At 39.1% G+C, this 17,463-nt stretch carries 24 protein-coding genes; all 24 read left to right on the top strand.

The window, feature by feature from the left end:
- The first annotated feature begins 13 nt into the window (after positions 1-13).
- The 24 genes from ADM90_RS19440 to ADM90_RS24600 all read left to right on the top strand — a co-directional run bounded on the left by ADM90_RS19440 (position 14) and on the right by ADM90_RS24600 (position 17,459).
- Entirely contained in the window at positions 14-259 is a 246-nt protein-coding gene (locus tag ADM90_RS19440) for a hypothetical protein (RefSeq protein ID WP_053995618.1), read from the top strand.
- A 27-nt stretch (positions 260-286) separates the two neighbouring features.
- On the top strand, positions 287-1,285 hold the full coding sequence (locus tag ADM90_RS19435) for an AAA family ATPase (RefSeq protein WP_053995619.1): 999 nt from the start codon (positions 287-289) through the stop codon (positions 1,283-1,285).
- Positions 1,272-1,466 carry a DUF6011 domain-containing protein gene (locus ADM90_RS25620; RefSeq protein WP_083448565.1) on the top strand — a complete coding sequence of 65 codons (195 nt, stop codon included), beginning with the start codon at positions 1,272-1,274 and terminating at the stop codon, positions 1,464-1,466. Before ADM90_RS19435 ends, ADM90_RS25620 begins: the two co-directional genes overlap by 14 nt.
- The gene (locus tag ADM90_RS19430) at positions 1,444-1,923 is read left to right on the top strand and encodes a hypothetical protein (RefSeq protein ID WP_053996554.1); all 480 of its coding nucleotides are present in this window, start codon (positions 1,444-1,446) and stop codon (positions 1,921-1,923) included. The genes ADM90_RS25620 and ADM90_RS19430 overlap by 23 nt, the downstream gene beginning before the upstream one ends.
- A gap of 40 nt (positions 1,924-1,963) precedes the next feature.
- On the top strand, positions 1,964-2,332 hold the full coding sequence (locus ADM90_RS19425) for a hypothetical protein (protein WP_053996553.1): 369 nt from the start codon (positions 1,964-1,966) through the stop codon (positions 2,330-2,332).
- 80 nt (positions 2,333-2,412) lie between these two features.
- Complete coding sequence (locus tag ADM90_RS19420; RefSeq protein ID WP_053996552.1) at positions 2,413-3,648, top strand: DNA cytosine methyltransferase; 1,236 nt, start codon at positions 2,413-2,415, stop codon at positions 3,646-3,648.
- A gap of 38 nt (positions 3,649-3,686) precedes the next feature.
- Complete coding sequence (locus ADM90_RS19415) at positions 3,687-4,136, top strand: ASCH domain-containing protein (RefSeq protein WP_053996551.1); 450 nt, start codon at positions 3,687-3,689, stop codon at positions 4,134-4,136.
- Positions 4,133-4,939, top strand: coding sequence for a DNA adenine methylase (locus tag ADM90_RS19410; protein WP_053996550.1), 807 nt, complete (start codon positions 4,133-4,135; stop codon positions 4,937-4,939). Before ADM90_RS19415 ends, ADM90_RS19410 begins: the two co-directional genes overlap by 4 nt.
- 78 nt (positions 4,940-5,017) lie before the next feature.
- Positions 5,018-5,299 carry a hypothetical protein gene (locus ADM90_RS19405; RefSeq protein ID WP_053996549.1) on the top strand — a complete coding sequence of 94 codons (282 nt, stop codon included), beginning with the start codon at positions 5,018-5,020 and terminating at the stop codon, positions 5,297-5,299.
- The gene (locus ADM90_RS19400; RefSeq protein ID WP_053996548.1) at positions 5,286-5,531 is read left to right on the top strand and encodes a hypothetical protein; all 246 of its coding nucleotides are present in this window, start codon (positions 5,286-5,288) and stop codon (positions 5,529-5,531) included. Before ADM90_RS19405 ends, ADM90_RS19400 begins: the two co-directional genes overlap by 14 nt.
- 299 nt (positions 5,532-5,830) lie before the next feature.
- Entirely contained in the window at positions 5,831-6,001 is a 171-nt protein-coding gene (locus ADM90_RS24365; RefSeq protein ID WP_152928050.1) for a DUF3954 domain-containing protein, read from the top strand.
- 102 nt (positions 6,002-6,103) lie between these two features.
- Positions 6,104-6,613: a sigma factor-like helix-turn-helix DNA-binding protein gene (locus ADM90_RS19390; RefSeq protein WP_053996546.1), complete on the top strand. Its 510-nt coding sequence runs from the start codon at positions 6,104-6,106 to the stop codon at positions 6,611-6,613.
- 231 nt (positions 6,614-6,844) lie between these two features.
- The gene (locus ADM90_RS19385; RefSeq protein ID WP_053996545.1) at positions 6,845-7,171 is read left to right on the top strand and encodes a hypothetical protein; all 327 of its coding nucleotides are present in this window, start codon (positions 6,845-6,847) and stop codon (positions 7,169-7,171) included.
- 109 nt (positions 7,172-7,280) lie between these two features.
- On the top strand, positions 7,281-8,633 hold the full coding sequence (locus ADM90_RS19380) for a transposase (RefSeq protein WP_053994487.1): 1,353 nt from the start codon (positions 7,281-7,283) through the stop codon (positions 8,631-8,633).
- 300 nt (positions 8,634-8,933) lie between these two features.
- Positions 8,934-9,908: a terminase small subunit gene (locus ADM90_RS19370; RefSeq protein ID WP_083448618.1), complete on the top strand. Its 975-nt coding sequence runs from the start codon at positions 8,934-8,936 to the stop codon at positions 9,906-9,908.
- The gene (gene terL, locus ADM90_RS19365) at positions 9,905-11,338 is read left to right on the top strand and encodes a phage terminase large subunit (RefSeq protein WP_053996543.1); all 1,434 of its coding nucleotides are present in this window, start codon (positions 9,905-9,907) and stop codon (positions 11,336-11,338) included. The genes ADM90_RS19370 and terL overlap by 4 nt, the downstream gene beginning before the upstream one ends.
- An 18-nt stretch (positions 11,339-11,356) precedes the next feature.
- On the top strand, positions 11,357-12,859 hold the full coding sequence (locus ADM90_RS19360) for a phage portal protein (protein WP_200908568.1): 1,503 nt from the start codon (positions 11,357-11,359) through the stop codon (positions 12,857-12,859).
- Positions 12,840-14,375, top strand: coding sequence for a minor capsid protein (locus tag ADM90_RS19355; RefSeq protein ID WP_083448617.1), 1,536 nt, complete (start codon positions 12,840-12,842; stop codon positions 14,373-14,375). The genes ADM90_RS19360 and ADM90_RS19355 overlap by 20 nt, the downstream gene beginning before the upstream one ends.
- 13 nt (positions 14,376-14,388) lie before the next feature.
- Entirely contained in the window at positions 14,389-14,598 is a 210-nt protein-coding gene (locus ADM90_RS19350) for a hypothetical protein (protein ID WP_053996541.1), read from the top strand.
- Between the two features lie 61 nt (positions 14,599-14,659).
- Positions 14,660-15,010 carry a DUF955 domain-containing protein gene (locus ADM90_RS19345; RefSeq protein WP_053996540.1) on the top strand — a complete coding sequence of 117 codons (351 nt, stop codon included), beginning with the start codon at positions 14,660-14,662 and terminating at the stop codon, positions 15,008-15,010.
- A 182-nt stretch (positions 15,011-15,192) separates the two neighbouring features.
- Complete coding sequence (locus tag ADM90_RS19340; protein ID WP_053996539.1) at positions 15,193-15,819, top strand: phage scaffolding protein; 627 nt, start codon at positions 15,193-15,195, stop codon at positions 15,817-15,819.
- Positions 15,820-15,834: 15 nt separating this feature from the next.
- On the top strand, positions 15,835-16,194 hold the full coding sequence (locus tag ADM90_RS19335) for a hypothetical protein (protein ID WP_053996538.1): 360 nt from the start codon (positions 15,835-15,837) through the stop codon (positions 16,192-16,194).
- 16 nt (positions 16,195-16,210) lie between these two features.
- Entirely contained in the window at positions 16,211-17,254 is a 1,044-nt protein-coding gene (locus ADM90_RS19330; RefSeq protein WP_053996537.1) for a major capsid protein, read from the top strand.
- Positions 17,255-17,309: 55 nt separating this feature from the next.
- Positions 17,310-17,459 (top strand): hypothetical protein, encoded by a 150-nt coding sequence (locus ADM90_RS24600; RefSeq protein ID WP_161804095.1) that lies wholly within the window; start codon positions 17,310-17,312, stop codon positions 17,457-17,459.
- The last annotated feature ends 4 nt before the right edge of the window (positions 17,460-17,463 follow it).

Raw genomic sequence — 17,463 nt, 5'->3', positions numbered from 1 at the left:
AGAAGGTGAATCTATGAATCAAATAGAGTTAGATTTAGGCATCCCGATTGATGAGAGCAAACTAGACCATAACCCTATGGTGAATACATACGGTTATGGTCCAGAAGACAAGCGCTGTAAGCATTGTAAACATCTATTCGCTAGGCAATATGCCAGAACCTATTACAAATGTGGTTTACGACAAAATACAAACGGTGCAGCTACAGATCAACGAGTGAATTGGCGAGCTTGTAGCAAGTATGAAAATAACGAGAGATAACCGTCATTTTAGAAAGGGGAAAGGGCTATGGCTACAACAGAACCGAAGTTTTTTTACGAACTGCTAAGAATATTAAAAACGGCTTATACTGGTGACCAAATTAGCATAGCTTACGAAGCTGAAAAAATTGCTGAAAAGTATGAGAAAAAAGGGTTGCAGGAGCGAGCAAATAAGATACGAGTACAAATAGAGAAATTAAGAGGTAAGAGGAGTAATAACCCTTTGGGGGAAAAGGCGCAGCGTCTTGGGTGTGAGTTTTTTTACCCAAGTGAAGCGGCTGTTAAAGCCAGGGACTTTGTACCAACGTCCAAAAATAAAACAACTATCGCTGAACTTATCAGTGTTATGAGAAAAAAAGAAGTTTTTTGGGAAGCAGAAATCCCGCTTCCTAACAAAACACTCTTATTTGGTCCACCAGGTACAGGCAAAACAATTAGTGCTCACTATATGGCAAGTCTATTAAATTTACCACTTATGCTAGTGCGATTAGATACATTAATTGATAGTCACCTTGGAGGCACAGCGGGCAATTTGAGGAAGATTTTTGATCTGGCCAATGAACAACCTTGCGTACTATTTTTGGATGAATTTGATGCGATTGCTACTAACCGCAAAAGGCTACAAGGTGACAGTCCAGAAAATGAAATGAAACGAGTCGTAAACTCATTATTACAAAACTTAGATGCTCTAAGCGATGAGGTAGTTTTACTGGCTGCTACTAATCTTGATAGTGATATAGATCCTGCTGTGTGGCGCCGTTTTCATAATCGTATGGATTACGAGCTGCCTAATGAGGACGAAATGTTTTTCTATTTGGGCAAAAATCTAGCCGATCATTTTCTTATCTGTGAAATACTACCACACTTAATTGGCCGAACGTTCTCAGACGTTGAGATTATCTTAAATAAGGCTAAAACAAAAAGTATATTAAGGTCGGTAGATTTAACTGCAACACTCATTCAAGAGTCATTGGATGAATTATTACTCCAAGAGTTAGAACCGAGGAATAATCATGAGTCATTGTAAACGATGCAACAGACCATTAAAAAGCGGCGAATCTATCATACGGCAATATGGACCTACTTGCTGGCAACGACATTTAGATGATCTTGAACAGGAGTTTTTAAAGAATCAGCTCACTATCTTTGACATACTACGGGATACCATAAATGGAGGAGATGAAGATGTTACTAGGGAGATGTGTTGATCCAGGGCCTTCAACTAATCTAAAAAAAGGCGAGGTGTACTACCTATTTCCGCATGGCGTCCTAGCATACTACGCTAGTCGTTTCCCTCGAGCGGAGTCGCATTTCGGGGTTTACCAAAGGAGTCGCTTTGAGCTAGTAACTGTAGATGCACCAACACAAGCACCCATCAGGTACCTAGCTCGAGTAGTTAAGCCACCCTCACATTTTTATCTGATTGGTGAGGAGTACATCATTACAGAGCCAAAAGCAAACGGTTATTACAGTGTGTATTACAAGCACCGTCCAGATGCGCCGATTGGGGCGTATAAACGTGCGGATTGTTTTGAGCGTGTTATATCGGTTGAAGAATCAGGAACAGCTACTGCATTTGAGGTTGGGGCAAGAACTGTACCAGAAGCGGTCAAGGTGAACGTGGCCGCCAAACAACAAAAATATGAGCAGCTTAGTTTATTTTAAGCATAAGAACCAAAGTGTGCAGCACAGAAAGGAGGACATTATGAAAAAGTTTGATGGTGCAACTGACGCTTTAAGAGAAGTGAAAAGATTATCTTCTGAAATAACTAGGTATGACAAAATATTTTTTGCCTATAACAAGTATTCAGAAGAATACTATGTGACTACTGAAAGCGATGAATTAGAAGAGGAAATATACCGACAGTGGTGTGATAGTGGCTGTGATAGTGAACCTGAAAGTGAAGCAGAAGATTATAAATTATGGGAATATATACTCGCTGTAAATAAAGAAAAATATCCCAACACATATAGAGATGCAAAGAAATCACTTATTGTTTCGGAAAATTCTTTGATAAGAAAGGATAAAAAAATCATATGTGAATACTCGGTTAGTTTTATTATTCCATACTGAGGATTGAGTAACGGAATTAATAAATGAATTAGGGTATTAAGCACAATGCCAATTTTGTGTAGCAAGCGAGGTGAAAACATATGAGATTTTTAGATTTATTTGCGGGAATTGGCGGTTTTCGTCTAGGAATGGAAGCCGCAGGGCATGAATGCGTAGGGTACGTTGAAATAGATAAATTTGCAAGAAAAAGCTATGAAGTAATACATGACACGAAAGGAGAGTGGACGGCTCATGACATCGCAAACGTTTCAGATGACGCTATTCGAGGAATCGGAAGTATCGACATTATCTGTGGAGGATTTCCGTGTCAAGCTTTCTCAGTTGCTGGTAAGCGAAAAGGTTTCAATGATACTAGGGGAACTCTCTTCTTTGAAATTATGCGCTTCGCATCTATTCTCAGACCACGCTATTTATTCCTTGAGAATGTCACAGGACTCCTCAATCACGAGGGGGGCGATACGTTCGAGACAATCATCAGAACGCTGGATGAAGTCGGGTATGATGCAGAATGGGATTGTATTAACTCTAAAGAGTACGTACCTCAAAACAGAGAAAGGGTGTTCATTATCGGACATCTTAGAGGAGCAAGTACCAGAAAAGTATTTCCTATCAAAAAAGCATCTGGACCGGTTAATGAAAGCAGAATCACGACAGGAACACTTACTGCCAGATACCCAGAGTCGCAACGTGAAGGCACATATATTGAAACGAATGGGAAAACAGGAGAAATAAATGTAATCGGAAACCTTGAAATAAAGGGTGATGAATACATCAAAAGAGTTTATAGTATTGACGGAATAAGTCCAGCCCTTCCGACAATGCAGGGTGGAATGCAAGAACCAAAGATAATGGTGCCAGGGAACGTTAATCCTTCTGGTAACGGTATTAATGGACAAGTTTATGGTATTGGTGGTTTATCACCTACTTTAACAACAAATAAAGGCGAAGGATTGAAAATTGTTCAACCAGTCCTAACTCCTGATCGATTAGAAAAAAGACAGGATGGAAGAAGAATAAAAGAACCAGGGGAGCCAATGTTTACCCTAACAGCACAGGAAAGTAGAGGATTTAACAAAGGTAATACTTTTAACATTGCTCCTACTCTTACCAAAAATAGTTGGGAACAAAATAATCATTTAATACAAGGGTGTGAAATTAGAAAATTAACTCCACGCGAATGTTGGCGACTGCAAGGTTTTCCTGATTGGGCATTCGATAGAGCTTCAGAAGTCAATTCAGATAGCCAGTTGTACAAGCAAGCTGGCAACAGCGTCACTGTCAATGTGATAGCGGCCATTGCCAAAGAGCTTTATTAAGCACAATGTCAAAAATACGTAGCAGAAAGGAGCTTAACATGAAAGCCATCACAATAAAACAGCCGTGGGCCTCATTGATTGCTTTGGGCGAGAAGAGGTTTGAGACACGTAGCTGGCAGACGAAATACCGTGGGCCATTAGCAATCCATGCTGGAAAGGCAGTAGATAAAGATGCTTGTAAGGATTATTGGATCAATGCCATATTGCAGCAACATGGCATTACATCTCATGAGCAATTACCAACAGGGGTTGTGCTTGCAACAGCCGAGTTAATTGATTGTCACAAAGTGGTATTAAATTTTTGCGAAGATGCAGCCGTTTTGGAAAATGTAGACGGAGTAATAAATGGGTTAGAAATGAAATTCGGAGACTACTCGGAAGGTCGCTACGCATGGGAACTTGATAGTGTAAAGCCTTTATCTGAGCCGGTGCCAGTAAAAGGGCAACTTAGTCTATGGGAATGGGATGGGGAGGCGCTTGCACCATGAGCAGCATACCGCGCATTTTACATTATCCAGGCAGCAAATGGTCTTTAGCAGATTGGATAATCAGCCACTTCCCAGATCATGAAACATATTTAGAGCCTTTCTTTGGATCCGGAGCCGTGCTTTTTTCAAAAAATCGTAGCCAGCTGGAGACTGTCAATGACTTAGATGGGGAAATTGTTAATCTATTTCAGGTTAGTCGAGAGCGGCCAGACGAATTGGCCCATCAAATTAAATTTACACCACATGCAAGGGAGGAATATTACAACAGTTATACGGCTGCGGATGACGAGCTGGAACGAGCTAGACGCTTAATCGTCCGTCTGTGGCAAGGGCGTGGAGGTAAAACAAGCCACCGTACAGGATGGCGCTCAATGATTGAAATGAATGGCCCATTACCAGGCAAAGAATGGCTAGCTTTTCCGGAAAAAATTGCTGTCGTCGCTGAAAGATTAATCGGTGTACAAATTGAAAACCAGCCTGCAGTCGAATTAATCCAACGTTACTCGAGGCAGAACGTTTTAATCTATGCTGATCCGCCTTACATCTTATCAACAAGAACAACAACCAGCTATAAACATGAAATGACAAACGAGCAGCACGAGGAATTACTTACAGTGTTAAACAACCATCCTGGTCCGGTTATTTTATCGGGCTATGAAAATGAGCTATATAGCGACATGTTGCAAGATTGGCATAAGGAGTGTAAGTCGGCTAAAGCGGAAGGTGGGGCTGCAAGAATAGAAGTGCTCTATATTAATCCAGTTGCTGCAGAACATGGATGTAGGCAACAGACGTTGTTTTAGAAACAATGAAAATATGTCCATAGTTTTACCTCATTATGTATTTTACGGAAATTATACCATAGAGAGTGAGTGAATTGAATGAAAGACGCTTGGGTTTTGCGTTTGAAAGATGAATTTAATGATTTAGACGTACCTCAATACTATACAGGCAATGACGATGATGAGGGGCTTACAGATGATTTAAGTCAAGCGAATATCGTCTACAACAAAGAAAACGCTGAAAATTGGATGCGAAATTGGGAGAAAGCTATTTTTGAAAAGTTTGGTGAAGATGCGATTTGTAATGCAGGCTATACGCACATGATGAATCATTTTGACTGGGTGGAGGTAACGGAGGAGTCAACAAATGTTAAAAATTGAACAAGCACGACTTGTGACAACTCATGAGATCCGCGAATGCTTTGGCTGTGCAGGTGGGATTAATAAAGGTGAGACAGCAGTATTTATTACAGTAATGGATCAAAATATAGGAATATATTTACATCAGGTATGCAACGTTAAAATAGTCAACAATAAAAACGCATTAGACAGCATCTATTACGGTTGTCTTAATGATATAGAGCCGACACCACAATGTCAAAAGAAAGGGTGAACAATAATGAAATATAAGTGCGAGAAATGTGGAAATGACCACTTGTTTTATAACGAAGTATCCTTATTAGCTAAACAACTCATTTGTAATGAGGAAAGTGCCATGAACGGGGAGATTGTAGATAAAACTGACGAAGTATCCAACACATATGAAATAGTGTACTGCTACCAATGCAGTGAAGTTGTCGATAGTGGAGAACTATATTAAAAAATCACCGTAGCAAGTTGGCGCTTGTTACGGTGAAACATAAGTTCCCTTATGCAAATGCAAATTTATTATAACACATAGGGGGGCAGCTTATGGAGAAGGCAACAATTAATACAGCAGAGAACGGCGTATATATCGTACAGGACGGCATTGTTACACCATTAAAGCCCAAACAGTATGGGCAAGACACCATCATCTGGCACAAAGGGCAGGTGCTTGACGTCGAGCGTGCTGAGCGTATTCGCATTAAACAAACTAAATAACCGTCCTTACGGAAAAACCGATGGACACTAATAGATTTTGGCAAGCATGCCAGGTCTATTGGTGTCCTTTTTATTTTTACATAACAAGAAAGGAAGATGGTCATGTACTTTCCAGATTTAATTGCAGAGTATAAACAATCATTAAAGGAGTTACGCGCGGCTGGCGGATGCCCAAGTATGGAGCGTGACATGCTAGAAGCTATCAAGTGGATGGAAACGGGTTACGATCCAGCTGAGTACCGTGCGGCAACTCGTCAAGATACGTTTGTCATGGACCATCGCCTTATGCAAGACTTAATTTCATATACAGATGCTGAGAGCTATGTACCCGACTGGATGAAAGAGAAAGAAAGTGATGATGATTCATGGGAAAATGAAATTGTAAGGATGACAAATATGAAAAATAAAATTAATAATGCCTTGAATGGGCTTACCGAAAATGAACGTGCTGCTTTTATTATGATACGCGCCGAACGTATGCCTTATAGTAAAGCTGCAAAAATATTGGGTATTGGTAAAAGTACTATTCAAGGTTATTTGAAGCGTGCGGAAATTAAAATAAGTATAAATATTTCCGAAGAGAGCTCTCTTGACGTACGTTTGCCTATATAGTAAGAAATAAATTTTCCTCTCACTTTGAATAGCCGTTTTAAGTTACTCCATGCAGAGGCTACTAAATTGGTAGTCTCTTTTCATCCTAAATTTCAGCAATATCTTCAAAATCGCAACAGAATAAAATTAAGTATATAAGTGCCCTCCTTCGGGAGTACTTTTTACTTTATTTTGAATCCTTTTCAGATGAGTTATCGTATTAAGAGTAAAAAATAGTTAGGAGGATATAGCATGGAGGATAAAATAAAAATTGCAGAAGGAATATCACTTGCATTGGCTTTCTTCATTTGTTCAATATTATTGTATTTGAATCCAACATTTTTAGGTAATGAGTTTATTACCAGTCTTATTGGTGTTGTGCTAGGATTCATTGGAATTGTAGGTTTTTTATTAGAAATTTCAAAGGTTTTTAAGGAATCATTAAAGTCAGCAATATTAGATGTGGGAGTAGCGTTTTTTTTGGGAATCATTGTAGTATTATTACATTATTTTTTCTCAAATAGTTTTGTTAATTGGGTAATAATTTTTTTATTATTGCTACTTGAGTTAATTTCATAATTCTAATCCCTTTAATATCAAGGGCTAAAATTAAATAAAAATGAGGCACCTCCCCAAATTCGGTATAATGGTAGCGACTAAACAACCCACCGAAAAGGAATGATGCCTCATGACTATTGTAAAACAAATGAGCCTATTTGACATCCGTGAATTATTGAAAATGGAAAGTTCTCGTCGTTTTGATGCTATTTTAGCCACTTTCGATGTGCAGCCAATCTTTCAACTATTTCGAAAGAAGACGATGCGTGGTGCTCCACGAGAATTAAACTACGGTGCGATGATTCAATCATTGATGATCCGCATTGTCGAGCGTATCCCTACCGTTAAAGATTTGGTCAATCGATTAACGCATGATTTCGTCTTTCGCTTAGATTGTGGCTTTTTAGTTTCGGACACGGTGCCATCTGAAGCCTCGTATTCACGTATGGTCGACGTGATTAGTCAATCAGATGTCTTAGATCGCATGCACGATGAACTTATTCAAGCTGCCTTTACAGAAGGTTTTCTTGAAGAGGAACACCTTAGTTTTGATGCAACACATTTTGAAGCGAGAGATGCCGCAAAACCAGCAGAGAAAAAAGAAACACAACCGAAAAAACGTGGTCGTAAATCAAAAGAAGAACGTGCTGCCTGGCTCGCTGAACAAGCAGAACTTGAAGCGAATCAAACGACTTTTGAAAAGAAGTTGGAAGCACAATTAACCATTCCATTGACGACTCTATGGCAAGACATCCCCATTGAACCAAAGTGGGGCATCAAGAAAAACAGCGATGGTAAAAACACATTCTGGTACGGCTTTAAAGGGCATTTAGCTGTTTCGACAAAAAGCCAATATATCGTGGCGCGTCTAATGTCTTCCGGCAATCTGAGTGATAGTAAAGCGGCGATTCCGTTACTAAAAAAGATGAACCATATCATGCCTAACCATTTCACAACGGCTATTTTCGATGCAGGTTATGACTATGAAGCAATTTACCGCCAGATTTCAATACAAGAGATGAAAGCTGTGATTCCATATGTGAAAAGACGTGAGGGCGAAATGATCGGTTTTGATGAACATTTCCGTCCAACCTGTGTGCGTGAACATAGCTACTGTTACGACAGCTTTGATGAAAAGTATCAAACGCTTAAGTTCACACGTCCAAAAGATTGCGCAACCTGTCCATTACGTGATGACTCGCTCTGTCAAAAGGTGTTTAAAATCAAGTGTGAAACCGATATCCGCAAATACACGTTTCCAGCACGTGGCTCCGAGCTATGGAAGAAACTTTACAAGGAACGCACAGCTGTCGAACGAGTAAATGCTTATTTAAAGCAATTTTTTCAGTTAAACAACGTCCGTCACAAAACCGGTAGAAAAGCTAAACTGCACTTCAACCTTGTGACGTTTATTTATAATGCCTGCAAATTAGCAGTCGATCGGATGAATGTACGTTTACAGCTACAAAACAACGCAGCTTAAATTTTAAAAAACAAAAATCAGACACAGGAGCAGTCTAAGCTCTTGAAAAAATCGATTTATGAAATTGATTCACTTATATATGGTTTTTTTAGAGGGGTATTTAAAATTGTTCTTCTTTCTAACTTTAACGGGAAAAATATATTATTAAAGATTCCACTTTTACTTCTTAACTTATCAGTTTTTACAGTATCTATACTTCAAATTTTTAAAATGTTCAAGATACTTTAGTAATCCAGCACCTTTCTAAGATATGTAACTAACGAATACTAAAAAGGGATGGTGGAGGTGGGTGTATGCAGGATGGCTAGAGCAAGAGATCCAAGACGTGACCAAGCCTATGATATTTATAAAGCTCATAACGGTGATATAAAGCTAAAGGATATAGCGGAGCAACTAGCTGTATCCGAAGGCACCGTGCGCGGCTGGAAAAATAAAGATAAGTGGGATGATCGTCTTGAAGCGGAATCGAATGGAACGTTCCAATCAAAGCAGGTGAAAAATACGGAACGTTCCGCAAAAAAGAAAACCAAAAGAACGCAACGGAGCAAAGCAACGCCAGAAGCGGAATCGCAAGCAACTGTACAATTTGAGATCATCGAGAGTGACGGTCTTAACGATAAGCAGTTGCTTTTTTGTATGTACTATGTTAAATATTTCAATGCTACAAAGGCTTACCAAAAAGCCTATCAATGCGACTATATAACAGCCAATCGAAATGCTTATCGTTTGATGGTAAATGAAGGTATAAAAGAAGAAATCATGCGACTAAAACAGCAGCTTGCCGACAGTGTGATGTTAGATGCTCGTGATGTATTGCAAAAGTACATTGACATAGCATTCGCCGATATTACGGACTATTCAGATTTTGGTACAGTTGAGGAAATTGTAAAAGATGAAACAGGTAAGCCGCTTCTGAATTATCAGGGTGAGGAAATGACGTATCAACGTACTTACGTTCACCTTAAGAATTCTGATGAAGTAGATGGCACAATTATTAGCGAAGTCAAAAAAGGTAAGGATGGTGTTTCTGTTAAGCTTGTTGATAAGATGGCCGCGCTTGCGATGTTATCAAAGTACACCGATTTATTAAGTGACAAGCAGCTAAAGCGACTACGTGAAGAGCAGTTGAAGTATAAAAATGAAATTAGCCGAATAGAGATGGAGCAACAAAAACGCGAACAACCAGTAGGAAATGACACAAATAAATATGCCTATATGACGTCAGAGGAGCGTCGAGAAGCGATAGAAAAGTTGAAAGGAATGACGAAACAATGAATGCGGAACAAGCAGAGGTTGAACTATTAGATGCGCTCATTGAGGAACGAAAATACCTTTCTCGTCAATCCTTTTGGGAATATTGCAAAACAAGAGCTCCAGAATTTTATAAAGAAGGTCGGCATCACTTACAAGTAATATGTGAAACCCTGCAAGCTTTGTATGAAGGAAGATTATTAAATAGTAAAGGTGTACCCTACGAAAATTTAATAATGAATATCCCACCGCGTCACGGCAAGTCGCGTACACTTATTCATTTTTGTGAGTGGGGATTAGGCGACAGGCAGGACAATCGCATCATCACCGCTTCATACAATGAAGATTTAGCAACAGTGTTTAGTCGTTATACTCGTGATGGTATCAGTGAAGAAAAGGTTTACCCGCATGAAATTGTCTACAGTGATATATTCCCTAAAGTGAAAGTGAAAAAAGGTGATTCATCCTATCGCCAATGGGCACTCGAAGGACAGCATTTTAGTTATAAAGGAGCGGGACTTGGTGGGTCTATCACTGGTAAAGGTGGCAATATTTTAATTGTCGATGACCCAATAAAAAATGCTGCTGAAGCTCAAAACGAAAATGCTTTGGATAAACAGTGGCAATGGTTCACCGACACATTTCTTTCACGGCAGGAGCAAACAGACCGCTCTATTAAAATTGTCAATATGACAAGGTGGAGCAAGAAGGATATATGTGGTCGAATCTTAGACAGCAAAAGGGCAGATGAATGGTATGTACTGATGATGCCAGCTATGGACGAAGAGGGGAATATGCTGTGTCCTGAATTGCTGAATAGGAAAAACTTTGATGCCTTGGTCGACTTTATGGATGAGGCTATTTTAAATGCTAACTATTATCAACGGCCATTAGACCTTAAAGGGCGTTTGTACAAGGCATTTAAGACATATGATGGTGAATTACCTGCTTTTAAGGCAATTAAATGTTATATAGATACAGCAGATACAGGGGATGACTACCTTTGTGGCATCGTCTATGGTGAGACATTTGATAATGAGGCGTACGTGCTGGATGTTTTATTTACGAAAGCGCCTATGGAAGAAACAGAGCCAGCTACAGCTAAAATGCTATACACTAACAAAGTTAACCATGCTTACATCGAATCAAACGGTGGAGGGCGTGGTTTTGCGCGTTCTGTAGAGAAAATCTTAATGGAAGAGTATGGTAGCAATTACACATACATTGAGCCATTTCATCAATCGAATAACAAAATAGCGCGTATTTTATCTAATTCAACGTGGGTGATGAATCATATTTATTTCCCGATCAATTGGAAAGATAAATGGCCTGAGTATTACAAAGCAATGACTGAGTATCAACGTGAAGGTAAAAATGCTCATGACGATGCTCCTGATGCAACTACGGGGATTGCTGAAAAAGTAGGTGTAGGAGATACATTCAGTTTTGATTAGAAAGAGGTGAAATAAACAGTGGGGTATTTTCCATATCAAGGGGCGGTAACGGATACAGAGGTAATTAATGCGAATATAGCGGCAGGTTCACATAATGTTATAACGGACCTAAAATGGCTAGAAAACGAGATTAATAAGTTTAAAAAGTCGGAGATTCGTAGGTGGATGCTCACAGGTGCAGCTTACTATGAAGGTGAGCAAGAAATATTAAAGCGAGAGCGTTTAGTTATCGGTGAGGGTGGGCGTTTGGAAGTTAATAAAAACTTGCCAAATAACAAGATACTAGATAATCAGTATGCGAAGCTTGTAGATCAAAAGGTAAATTATCAGCTTGGTAAGCCTATAACAATTGAAACTGAAAATAAAGAGTATCTTAAGAGGCTACAAGTCATCTTCAATAAACGATTCCACCGGACAATAAGAGGTGTTGGACAGGACGCCTTAAATGGCGGCATTGGCTGGTTGTATCCGTATTACAATGAAAATGGTGAGTTTGCTGTCAAACGTTTTCCTCCCCATGAAATCATTCCGTTTTGGAAAGATTCAGAGCGAACAATGATTGATTTTGCCATTAGGATATACACTACGAAGGCTTATGAAGGGGATAGAGAGGTAATCACAGAAAAAGCAGAAGTCTATAGTGTAAATGGGATTGAACATTATGAGTGGTTTAATGGACGTTTAGTTTCAGATGTCTCTAAGAACACCGCTTCGTATATCACGGTAGGAGATGGAGAGTCTATTTACATGCTAAATTGGCAACGAACGCCGCTAATTCCGTTCAAATTCAATAATAAAGAAATCCCGCTCATCAAGCGCGTAAAATCCTTGCAAGATGGCATCAATGTTATGCTAAGTGACTTTGAAAATAACATGCAGGAAGATGCACGAAATACACTTTTGGTCCTGTACAACTATGGAGGACAAAATCTAGGAGAGTTTAGGCGTAATTTGGCACAATATGGTGTTGTTAAAGTAGTTCGTAATAAGGACAACCAAGGCGGTGTAGAGACACTAACTGTTGAAGTAAACCCTGACAATTATAAGGCGATCCTATCATTATTTAAAAAGGCGCTTATTGAAAATGGTCGAGGCTATGACGCAAAAGATGAGCGCATGGCAAATAATCCTAATCAAATGAACATCCAATCAATGTATAGTGATATTGAGCTAGATGCGAACGGCATTGAAACAGAATTTCAAGCATCATTTGAAGAATTATTATGGTTCATTAATGCTCACCTAGCTAATACAGGTCAAGGGGACTTTGAAGGGGAGCAGGTTAATATTATTTTTAACCGTGACATTCTGATCAATGAAAAAGAAGTCGTAGAAGTATTGGAGAAATCTCCATATTTATCAGAAGAAACAAAGATTGCACAGCATCCGTATGTAAAAGATGTGCAGCTTGAATTACAGCGTAGAGAAGCGGAACAACGTAAGCAGATGGATATGTTTGATAATTACGACACCACATTCCAGAAAAAACAAGGTGAACTAAATGACGATGAAACCTCGTAATTATTGGCGCAAACGTTTCGAACTGTTGGAACAGGCACAACACGAACGCTCCATTTTTTATTATGATGACCTTGTGAAAGCATACACGCATACCATGGACGACTTGGAAAAGGATATTCTTAAGTGGTATAGCCGCTTCGCTAAGAATAACGAAATCACATTGGATGAAGCGAAAAGGTTATTAAAAAGTGATGAGTTGAAAGAATTTAAGTGGAATGTGCAGGAATATATCAAATATGGCGAACAGAATGCGATCAACCAACAATGGATGAAACAACTCGAAAATGCATCTTCTCGTGTCCATATTAGTCGTTTGGAAAGTTTGCAAATGCAGATACAGCAGCATATCGAAAAACTGTATGGTGGCCAAATTGAGGGCTTTGAGCGTTTTATTAAAGATCAATACCAAGCGCAGTATTATCACACAGCTTTTGAGGTGCAGACAGCTTTTAATGTGGGCTTTACGATGCAAAAATTAGACGAACGTTTACTAGAAAAGGTGATTAGCAAACCATGGACTGCTGACGGCATGACCTTCTCGCGTCGTTTGTGGCGAGATAAAAACATTTTAATCGACACACTGCACAAAGAGCTGACGCGCACCGTTGCTACTGGTAAACATCCAGAAACAATTGTAAATGTGCTGCACCAAAAACTAGGCTCTACCAATACCAAATATCAAATTCGCCGTTTAGTGATGACTGAAGCGGCGTTTTTTAGTGCAGCAGCACAGCGAGAAGCGTATAACGATTTAGATGTAGAGCGCTATGAAATCATTGCTACACTTGATTTTAAAACAAGCACTATTTGTCGGGAAATGGATGGCAAAGTGTTTAAACAAAAAGATTTCATGCCTGGTGTAACTGCCAATCCATTTCATCCACACTGTAGGTCCACAACAGCCCCTTATTTTGTTGATGATTATAGCCAGCGTGTTGCCCGTGATTTGGACGGACAGACGTACTATGTACCAAGCAACATGAAGTATGAAGAATGGTATCAGACTCAGGTAGAGAAGTATGGAGCAGATAAAATTGCTATTACTAAAAAGATACAGGTGAATAAAAGTAAAGACAAACAACAGTACGATAATTATAAAAAGACGCTTGGTCAGAATGCACCTAAATCTTTTGAAGAATTCAAAGATATTAAGTATAGTAAAGGTAACGAGTGGAATAAACTTCAAGATAATTATTATGTAAAATCAAATTTACGAGATGGTACTTTTGGAACTAGGGTTAATCCAGAAAAACAAGCTCCACATATGGATTCAACTCGAACAGAAGGGAAAAGTTATTTCTTTGATACGGAGAATGTACAAAAGATTTTGGATCAATATGCAGGTACAGGAATTGTGGAAAGGGACCGTCACGGAAATAGAACAGTCAAAGAAGTAATTGTTTTAGATCGGATTATCGGGGTAGCTGTCTCTAATAATGGAGCTTACGAAACTAACAAAGTAAAGATTCATCACTCGAAAAAACGGACACATTTAGTGCCGATTAGACCAGATTGAAAGGAGTGGAAGCATGGATATCTTCTATAATCCAGGAGAAAAAATTAAAGTTACTTTTACTGATGACCAAACTCTAATAGGAATAGTTGACCATTGGACTTCTGCAAATGATAGTGATGGTGACATTCAGGAATTAACTATAAAGCCTATAGATGGCGAGCTTAAAGATCAGTTAGTTAATTTTAACGAAAATGAAGTAAGCACAATAGAAATTATTAAGTAAAAGCACCTAACCAAACAAGAATGGTTGGGTGCTTTTAACATTCTTCGAAAGGTGGATAAATATGTTACCAAACAACGTGAAAGTAGGTGGTGTTAACTACACCGTGGAAGAAGTGCCTCACTTAATTGCAGACCAAGAGCTGTGGGGGCAGATTTTAATGCGTGATGCCAAAATACAAATAGATAGTTCGTTGGGGGTGGATCGTAAAAGGCAAACGTTGATTCATGAATTAACACATGCGATCTTTTTAGAAGCGGGCTATAAAGACCAAGATGAGGATATGATTAATCGAGTGTCAATTGTGTTGCATCAAGTATTACAGGATAATCCTAGTTTATTTCATTCCGCTGTTCATATCGCTGAGAAATTTACAATGAAGAAATTAAAAAAACGGGAACGTATGAAGCTCTAAAGCTTAAAAAGCCGTAATGATACAGCTTTTAATTATGGCGTAAAGTAGCGCCAAACGGCTGATATAGCGGAAAGGCTTGGTGGTCTGTATATCTCGTCTTTTTAGCGCTTGCAGACGTTAAAGAACAAGTGTTTTACCTAGCGTGTCGAACACGTAAAAAACGTAATGGGAGGCAAATAATTATGAAAAAAGAAGATTTAATTGCAATGGGATTGAGCGAGGAGCAGGCAACTGCCATCGTTGAGAAATACGGTAATATGATTCCGAAAGAGCGTTTTGACGAGGTGAATAATGCAAAGAAAGTACTTGAAAATCAAGTGAAAACGCATGAAACGCAGTTAAAGAAATTGCAGGATACGGCTAAGGGAAGTGAGGAACTTCAAGCAACAATTACAGAGCTACAGCAGGCTAATGAAACGGCCAAAACAGAATATGAGCAGCAATTGAAAAACGAGCGTATGAGCGCAGCGTTAAAACTAGCGCTAAATAATAAGGTACATGATGTTGATTTAGTAGCGGGCTTAATTAATCGCGAAACAATCGAATTAGATAAGGACGGAAACGTAGCTAAAGGACTTGAGGAGCAGCTTAAAACACTGCAAGAATCAAAGTCCTTTTTGTTTGTGCCAGATAAACCAAATACACCACAGTTTAAAGGGTTTGTTCCTGCTAATGGGATGCAAGGACAAGCTAATGGGATGCAAGGACAAGAGGGCGGTACAGAAATCAGTTTTGGTAAACAAATTGCTGAAGAGCGTTCGAAGGGAACAGAACAATTAGATACTGCTCGCGACAATTATTTCAAATAAAGGAGATGAATTTTAATGAGTAAGTTTGTAGAAACGACTTATACAAATAAAAAAGAAATTTTAAAATTCCCGGATCATTATGTAAACATGGCCATTACAGTTTCGGATGAAGGGATTAGCCCGAATGCGGAAGGGAAAAAGATTGTGCCTGCTGGAACTATCCTTGGTGGTGGTTTCTTGTTAGATGAATCTATTAATGCTGTAGCAGCAAATGATGCAGGTGCCGAGGGAGTTCTTTTCAATGATACAGATGTCACCTATGGTCCAGCACCAGGAGCGGCATTGCTTCATGGTTTTGTTGCATTGGACAAATTACCGCAGCAGCCAACGCCGGAAGCAATACAGGCTTTGCGTCAAGTTACATTTTTAAAATAAGAGAGGATGAAAATTAATGCCAACAATTTTTGATTTAGTAAATGCAAAAGAGATTGCGGATTATTACGAGAACAATCCATCAAATAATATTCCATATTTAGGAGCAACATTGTTTCCTCCCAAAAAACAACTTGGCCTAGATTTAAGTTGGATTAAAGGATCAAAGGGGTTACCAGTAGCCTTAATGCCATCTGAATTTGATGCTAAAGCGACATTACGTGATCGTATCGGATTCAAAAAAATCGAAACGGAAATGCCGTTCTTCCGAGAAGCTATGCGAGTAGGGGAGAAAGACCGGCAAGAATTGAATCGTTTGTTATCGTCTAATTTAGATAGCATGACACGAACTTTAATCGCAAATATCTATGATGACATTACAAATCTAGTGAACGGTGCCAATGTGCAGCCTGAACGAATGATTATGCAGTTACTTTCTACAGGTAAAATTAAAATCACGGCAAATCGCCAAGATTTCGACTATGACTATAAAATGAAAAGTGATCATAAAGAGGCGTTGGCAGGAAACGCTGTATGGAGCACTGCCGATGCTACACCAATCGAGGACATTATTCGTTGGCAGGATACAGTAGAGGAAAATACAGGCGTTCGCCCTACGAAAGCGATTTTAACACGTAAAACGTTTGGCTATTTATTAAAGCATCCAAGCATTCGTTTGGATATGAATCCGTTAGGTGGACAAAATATCATTCTTACAGATGCTATGTTAAAACAGTATTTACAAGATAAATTAGGTATTTCTGTAGCTGTATACAACAAGAAATATCTTGCTGAGAATGGTACTTCAAACAGCTTCTATCCAGATGAATATTTCACACTTATTCCAGATGGCACGCTAGGAAACACATACTATGGTACGACACCGGAGGAATCAGATTTATTAACAGGACAGTCAAATGCCGAAGTTTCCATTGTAAATACTGGTGTTGCTATTACAACAGTTAAAGAGCCACATCCTGTTAATGTTGAAACAATCGTTTCCGAAATTGTAATGCCAAGCTTTGAAACAATTGACAATATCTTTATTGCACAAGTGAATTAGGCTGGTGATGACATTGGCAAATATAAAAGTAAAAATTAAAGAAGGCGCTTTTCCTGTGAGGTACAAGGGAGAGCGCTTTTTAGTCGGTCAGGAATTGACGATTGATGAAAAACATTTTAATGGTGCAATCATGGAGCAGTTGGCAGTAACGGAAGAACCGAAAAAGCCCGCTTCCCGTACCAAGAAAACGACTGAAAGTGAGTGATAAC

The organism is Lysinibacillus macroides (genome assembly GCF_001281525.1).
GTDB classification, from domain to species: Bacteria; Bacillota; Bacilli; order Bacillales_A; family Planococcaceae; genus Lysinibacillus; species Lysinibacillus macroides.
This window is presented reverse-complemented; position numbering and strand designations above follow the sequence as displayed.

What these genes read in the sequence shown, in the direction of transcription:
- ADM90_RS19390 (WP_053996546.1), top strand. Translation starts at nt 6,104, where the DNA reads ATGTACTTTCCAGATTTAATTGCAGAGTATAAACAATCATTAAAGGAG.
- ADM90_RS19385 (WP_053996545.1), top strand. Translation starts at nt 6,845, where the DNA reads ATGGAGGATAAAATAAAAATTGCAGAAGGAATATCACTTGCATTGGCT.
- ADM90_RS19330 (WP_053996537.1), top strand. Translation starts at nt 16,211, where the DNA reads ATGCCAACAATTTTTGATTTAGTAAATGCAAAAGAGATTGCGGATTAT.
- ADM90_RS19415 (WP_053996551.1), top strand. Translation starts at nt 3,687, where the DNA reads ATGAAAGCCATCACAATAAAACAGCCGTGGGCCTCATTGATTGCTTTG.
- ADM90_RS19335 (WP_053996538.1), top strand. Translation starts at nt 15,835, where the DNA reads ATGAGTAAGTTTGTAGAAACGACTTATACAAATAAAAAAGAAATTTTA.
- ADM90_RS19430 (WP_053996554.1), top strand. Translation starts at nt 1,444, where the DNA reads ATGTTACTAGGGAGATGTGTTGATCCAGGGCCTTCAACTAATCTAAAA.
- ADM90_RS19400 (WP_053996548.1), top strand. Translation starts at nt 5,286, where the DNA reads ATGTTAAAAATTGAACAAGCACGACTTGTGACAACTCATGAGATCCGC.
- terL (WP_053996543.1), top strand. Translation starts at nt 9,905, where the DNA reads ATGAATGCGGAACAAGCAGAGGTTGAACTATTAGATGCGCTCATTGAG.
- ADM90_RS19345 (WP_053996540.1), top strand. Translation starts at nt 14,660, where the DNA reads ATGTTACCAAACAACGTGAAAGTAGGTGGTGTTAACTACACCGTGGAA.
- ADM90_RS19350 (WP_053996541.1), top strand. Translation starts at nt 14,389, where the DNA reads ATGGATATCTTCTATAATCCAGGAGAAAAAATTAAAGTTACTTTTACT.
- ADM90_RS19410 (WP_053996550.1), top strand. Translation starts at nt 4,133, where the DNA reads ATGAGCAGCATACCGCGCATTTTACATTATCCAGGCAGCAAATGGTCT.
- ADM90_RS19380 (WP_053994487.1), top strand. Translation starts at nt 7,281, where the DNA reads ATGACTATTGTAAAACAAATGAGCCTATTTGACATCCGTGAATTATTG.
- ADM90_RS19440 (WP_053995618.1), top strand. Translation starts at nt 14, where the DNA reads ATGAATCAAATAGAGTTAGATTTAGGCATCCCGATTGATGAGAGCAAA.
- ADM90_RS19340 (WP_053996539.1), top strand. Translation starts at nt 15,193, where the DNA reads ATGAAAAAAGAAGATTTAATTGCAATGGGATTGAGCGAGGAGCAGGCA.
- ADM90_RS24365 (WP_152928050.1), top strand. Translation starts at nt 5,831, where the DNA reads ATGGAGAAGGCAACAATTAATACAGCAGAGAACGGCGTATATATCGTA.
- ADM90_RS19425 (WP_053996553.1), top strand. Translation starts at nt 1,964, where the DNA reads ATGAAAAAGTTTGATGGTGCAACTGACGCTTTAAGAGAAGTGAAAAGA.
- ADM90_RS19370 (WP_083448618.1), top strand. Translation starts at nt 8,934, where the DNA reads ATGGCTAGAGCAAGAGATCCAAGACGTGACCAAGCCTATGATATTTAT.
- ADM90_RS25620 (WP_083448565.1), top strand. Translation starts at nt 1,272, where the DNA reads ATGAGTCATTGTAAACGATGCAACAGACCATTAAAAAGCGGCGAATCT.
- ADM90_RS19405 (WP_053996549.1), top strand. Translation starts at nt 5,018, where the DNA reads ATGAAAGACGCTTGGGTTTTGCGTTTGAAAGATGAATTTAATGATTTA.
- ADM90_RS19435 (WP_053995619.1), top strand. Translation starts at nt 287, where the DNA reads ATGGCTACAACAGAACCGAAGTTTTTTTACGAACTGCTAAGAATATTA.
- ADM90_RS19420 (WP_053996552.1), top strand. Translation starts at nt 2,413, where the DNA reads ATGAGATTTTTAGATTTATTTGCGGGAATTGGCGGTTTTCGTCTAGGA.
- ADM90_RS19355 (WP_083448617.1), top strand. Translation starts at nt 12,840, where the DNA reads ATGACGATGAAACCTCGTAATTATTGGCGCAAACGTTTCGAACTGTTG.